We start from the raw sequence: 2,440 nt of genomic DNA on the forward strand, positions 1-2,440 counted from the left end.
GGGTTGTTCTGGACATAGCTATAGAGGTTTTGGCTGAGTGGGTCTCGGTCGTCACCTTGGTAGCTATCCTCTGTCAGGAAGGTGCCGACTTGGTGATCATAATACCTCGCCCTTAAGTAGTCCAGCCCTGTGATGTCTCTTGCTTCTCCATTGTAGGCGAAGGGATTGCCAGTCTGATCTGTTGTAGACTTGGTAGACCCATAGAGGTGGTAGCTAGTGCTTGTGCTGTTCAACTTCATTAAGGTAAGCTTTTCTTTTGGAAAAAGCAGTGCTTCTCAGCCTATTTTAGCTATGTGTTAGGTTGTCAAGATTCTCATATTTTATTCTACCACATCAAAAAGAAAACACCTAGAAAATTTCTAGGTGTTCTCCGTATTAGCAAATGAGTATCCTAATTATCAATCAATGAAAGAATATTGTTAAAGGAAGCTTAAATCGTTTTTTAATTCACTTAACATCATCTTAGCTTCTTGAACAATAAATAGTTGTGGATTTTCCTTGGAGAGTTCAGAGAACAATCTCTGCGCTTCCTCATGCTGACCTAGTAGCATAGCATTTTGGGCTTTATAAAATTGAAACATCAATCTAGAAATTTTTGTTTTATCTATATCTGTATTTTGTTCAAAGAATGAATTAGATTCCTTATAGTAAATGACATCTAAAATTGCTCTTAAGTATGGTTCATTTTCAACTCCTCTTATTACATTTTGAAAGCTCCTCAAGTCATGCTCATTATTTTTTGCTAAAAAAATATTTGATTGAATAATGTATTGTTTTCTATCTGACTCTAACAAATTTTTAGAATTTCTAGTTTGCCTTTTTTCATTTTTAGAACACTCAAAGTAATGTAGGCTCTCCTCAAAATATCCTCGGTAAAAAGCAACTCTAGCTAAAGCATGGTAAGCTAGTGCCTTTAATCCAAATTTACTCTTAATATGCTGTTGCCAGTATGCTTCATATTTTTCTAAATCAATATTTTTTACTAAGAGCTCTATCAAAATACTATCAATTTTTTTTGATAACAGATAATACATTATCAGTAGTAATACAGTTAACAGTGTTATGAGATTATATAAATCTGGTGATAGCTCAAGAGCATTCAAGCAAACAATACTTACAATAGATATCATTACAATAATTAACCCAGAAATATTTCTAAAGAAATATAAAGTATGTACTGAAAAGTTTGAGAACTTTTCTTTTAAATTTAACATCTTATCCATCCTCTCTATTTACCACTCTTAAACAAAGAACTAATAATTAGGACAATTGTGGCTCCTGCTGTACTACCTATAACTGCTGGCCCCCAAATTGGTGAAGTTAATACAAGTCCTGCTGTTATTATTTGAGTTCCATTGCCTGTCCTAAACCCAGTTTCTGTTGCTTGAGTTGAAACGACTCCATCAGTTGCTGTAGAAATGTTTCGGCTAGTTATATAAGCACCTATCATACCATTCTTATAATCTCCATTAAGATTCAATCCAATATCATAACCTTTTTTACCATTATCTGCACCTGCTGAAGTAGTTATTCCATCCTTTCCTATTCCAACATTTGCTCCGATAGTATGCCCAAATAGACTTAGAGAAGGATTCGTGTTTAGATTGCCATCTCCCATTCCTAAACTACCCGTAACAACATCCATTACGCTTAGTTTAACACCCGAGAATACACCGTTTGTAAATTGACCTTGAATCAATCCACTACCAGGCTTTTCAGTTTTAACAGAGTGTTTCAAATATGAATTATAAAGCCAATTCTTATTTTTCCACTCTGGAGATGAAATGTCAATGGTTTGTTCAGTTTTTCCAAATAGACTAAATTTTTTCTTATCAGTTCCAAGGAAAAGTAAAGTAGCCGATCCACTTGCTACTAAAGCACTCATCAATGTTACCTTATTGGGGGAACTCTTGCTAGTTTTCCCATTAGCTTTAGCAGTTTTTGGGTTACACACATGCTTGAGGGTTTCAGCTAAGGCTTTGCCCCAGTTAAGGTACATGTTCTTAGCTTCTTTAGACCTTGGTATTCCCTTGATACCAATTGCTTGTGCATAGGCATTGCGGATGTTTTGTTGGCGTTGGGCAATGGCTCTAGCCTGGGCTTGTTGTTGCTGGTAAGTCGTATAGTGGCTAGCGCTGCCTCCGCCATAATAACCTCCAACATAGGACGGACTTGGGCGATAGACTGCCGCATGTGGTCCAAATGCAGAGTAGTAGCTAGCTGGCGGTCGGTAACTTGGGTTGCTTTGGACGCGGTGGCGGATATGGTTGGCTGCTGAGTAGTAGCCTCCTCCGCTATGGGAGTGATTACCAAAGAGGGCCGGGTCTACTCTCATCTGACTATTCAGAGTACTTGGTCGTCAAGAGTTGGTCTAGCTTATTGTAGTCGTAAGAAATAGTCTTGCCATCTGCTTTTTTGATTTGGGACAGTTGGTTATTGA

3 protein-coding genes are annotated in these 2,440 nt (G+C 37.4%); all 3 read right to left on the reverse strand.

Annotation, left to right across the window (positions count from 1 at the left end; all coding sequences use genetic code 11):
* Positions 1 to 239 (reverse strand): RHS repeat-associated core domain-containing protein (locus F602_RS10120; protein WP_040839523.1); only part of this gene is annotated, 239 nt, incomplete at its 3' end.
* Positions 240 to 419: 180 nt separating this feature from the next.
* Entirely contained in the window at positions 420 to 1,214 is a 795-nt protein-coding gene (locus tag F602_RS10525) for a hypothetical protein (RefSeq protein WP_018165956.1), read from the reverse strand.
* A 14-nt stretch (positions 1,215 to 1,228) separates the two neighbouring features.
* Positions 1,229 to 2,335 carry a hypothetical protein gene (locus tag F602_RS0100135; RefSeq protein WP_018165957.1) on the reverse strand — a complete coding sequence of 369 codons (1,107 nt, stop codon included), beginning with the start codon at positions 2,333 to 2,335 and terminating at the stop codon, positions 1,229 to 1,231.
* Positions 2,336 to 2,440: the final 105 nt, after the last annotated feature.

The organism is Streptococcus minor DSM 17118 (assembly GCF_000377005.1).
In the GTDB taxonomy this organism is placed as follows: Bacteria; Bacillota; Bacilli; order Lactobacillales; family Streptococcaceae; genus Streptococcus; species Streptococcus minor.

Coding starts and splice junctions, on each gene's coding strand:
- F602_RS0100135 (WP_018165957.1), bottom strand. CDS start 2,335: ATGAGAGTAGACCCGGCCCTCTTTGGTAATCACTCCCATAGCGGAGGA.
- F602_RS10525 (WP_018165956.1), bottom strand. CDS start 1,214: ATGTTAAATTTAAAAGAAAAGTTCTCAAACTTTTCAGTACATACTTTA.